Annotated in this window: 3 protein-coding genes; 1 reads left to right on the forward strand and 2 read right to left on the reverse strand. The window is 67.5% G+C overall.

The features are described 5' to 3' along the window. Nucleotides 1–495 (reverse strand): cation:proton antiporter domain-containing protein (locus ACXJKR_RS29770; protein WP_457325917.1); only part of this gene is annotated, 495 nt, incomplete at its 3' end. A gap of 6 nt (nt 496–501) precedes the next feature. Further along, the gene (locus ACXJKR_RS29775) at nt 502–1044 is read right to left on the reverse strand and encodes a 5-formyltetrahydrofolate cyclo-ligase (protein WP_457325915.1); all 543 of its coding nucleotides are present in this window, start codon (nt 1042–1044) and stop codon (nt 502–504) included. A gap of 113 nt (nt 1045–1157) precedes the next feature. On the opposite strand from ACXJKR_RS29775, the gene ACXJKR_RS29780 reads away from it, so the two are divergent. Further along, nucleotides 1158–2470 (forward strand): hypothetical protein (locus tag ACXJKR_RS29780; protein ID WP_457325916.1); only part of this gene is annotated, 1313 nt, incomplete at its 3' end.

The raw sequence follows: 2470 nt of genomic DNA on the forward strand, positions 1-2470 counted from the left end.
GGCCAGCACCATGGCCAGGTCCTCGACCACCAGCCAGCCCACGGCGATGCGGCCATTGCCGGTGTGCAGCAGCTCGCGTGATTCCAGCGCGCGCAGCAGGACCACCGTGCTGGCCACCGACAGCGCCAGGCCAAACACCAGCGACGCGCCCAGGTCCCAGCCCCACCACCCGTGAGCCAGGCCCGCGCCCATCGCCGTCGCCGCGGCCATCTGCACCAGCGCACCGGGCAGTGCGATGCCCTTGACCGACACCAGGTCGTGCACCGAAAAATGCAGGCCCACGCCGAACATCAGCAGCATGACGCCGACCTCTGACAGCTGCTGGGYCAGGTGCACGTCGCCGACAAAGCCCGGCGTGTGCGGCCCGATCAGCACGCCGGCCAGCAAGTAGCCCACGAGGGCCGGCAGCCGCGCCCATTGCGCGAGCAGGCCCAGCACCAGGGCCAGGCCAAAGGCAGCGGCCAGCGTCGAGATCAGGGTCATGCCATCGTGCATCGCCAATTACTCAGGAGTGAGGAGCTCGCGCTCGGTGAGGATCAGCGTCAACGCACGGTCATGCGCCTCGACGGGGAAATGGGTTTCGGCCGCGGACCATGCCAGGCCGATGGTCGTCACGCCCGGGTGTTCGGCCAGCCAGCGGTCGAAATAGCCGCCGCCATAGCCCAGGCGAAAGCCCTCTCGCGTGAAGCCGACGCAGGGCACCAGCACGACGTCGGGTACAACGACCGCGCCGGTCGACGAGGCGATGCCACATTCGTCCTGGGCCGCGGGTACGCCGCCGTCCCAGCGGCGATAGACCATCTCAGCGGGTTCACGGCGCGCAAACGGCAGCGCGCGCGCGAATGGCAGAGGGCCGGGGTCGAACTCGCCCGGCAGCGGCCAGTACACGCCCAGCAGCTCGGGCTCGAGCTGGGCCAGCAGCTCGTGGAGGCCCAGTGCGATCGCGGCATGCGCGGTCTGGAAGGCCGGGCTGGCCGCAAAGCCGCGGCGCGCGGCCAGCAGCTCGCGGCGCAGTGAAGGACGGTCGGGGTGAGAAGCAGTCATCGGCCAATTAAAACCCAGGGCCAGTCTGCTCCTCAGCCCTGATGACGCCACGGCACCTCACAACGCYCGGCTGGGGCTATGGTTGCCTTCGTCGCCAATGCTCGGAAGCCGCCATGCCCACGCCCGACACCCCCTTCCATCCGATCATCTACGTGCGCGGCTATGCGATGTCGCGCGGCGAGATCGACGAGACCACGGCCGACCCCTTCTGCGGCTTCAACCTCGGCTCGACGATGTACCGCGCCGTGCCCAACAAGACCGACAGGCCCCGCAAATACGTGTTCGAGTCGCCCGTCGTGCGGCTGGCCTCGGAGTACCAGTACAAGGACGTCTACGAGGACGGCTACGACATCGTCGACCCGGAGTGGGAGGCCGACTCCCTGGGCAAGCCGACCGACAACAAGCTGGGCAACCGCTGCATCGTCATCTATCGCTATTACGACGCCGCTTCCTCCTATCTGGGCAGCGGCAAGACGCCGGAGATCGAGGACTTCGCCAAGGGGCTGTCCAAGCTGATCGCCCGGGTGCGCGACCTGGTCTGCAAGAACCCCGACAACAAGATCAAGCCGGCCGACTTCCGCTGCTACCTCGTTGCCCACTCCATGGGCGGCCTGGTCTGCCGCGCCTTCCTGCAGAACGTGGCGCTGGACACCGAGAAGGTCGCGAAGCTCGTCGACAAGTTCTTCACTTATGCCACGCCGCACAACGGCATCGACGTGCTGGGCGTGAACATCCCGTCCTGGCTGAGCGTCAACGACATCTCCAACTTTGACCGCGACAAGCGCATGCCGGCCTACCTCGACCTGGCCACGGCTGCCAAGAAGCACAAGCGCGCCGACCTCATCCCTGAGGCCCGCTTCCCGTCGCGGCGCGTCTTCACGCTGGTGGGCACCAACCGGCTGGACTACGAAGCCGCGGCCGGCGTGTCGCGCAGCTTCGTCGGCCATGGCAGCGACGGCCTCGTCAAGATCGAGAACGCGACGCTGTGCGGCCTGGACGCCAAGGGCAACATCACCGACCAGTGTGCCAAGGCCTTCGTCTACCGCGCCCACTCGGGCTATTTCGGCATCGTCAACAGCGAGGAGGGTTTCCAGAACCTGGCCCGCTTCCTGTTCGGCGACGTGCGGGTGGACCTGTGGCTGGAGATCGACGACATCCGCCTGCCCGACAAGGTGCAGGAGGAGGCCGACGCCGGCCGGGCCGTCAATGCCCTCTACCAGATCGAGGTGCAGGCTTCGCCACGCGGCAAGCTCTGGTACCTGACGCGGCGCACCACGGAGGAGGATTCCGTCGCCTGCGTGGCCCAGGCCGATTGGAAGAAAAACGCCAGCCTCTACCTCAGCAGCGTCTTCCTCGCCAACCGGGCCAAGATCAACCCGCGCCGCAAGTCGCTCGCCTATGGCATGACGCTGGGCGTGCGCGTGCC

The organism is Roseateles sp. P5_E11 (genome assembly GCF_054049355.1).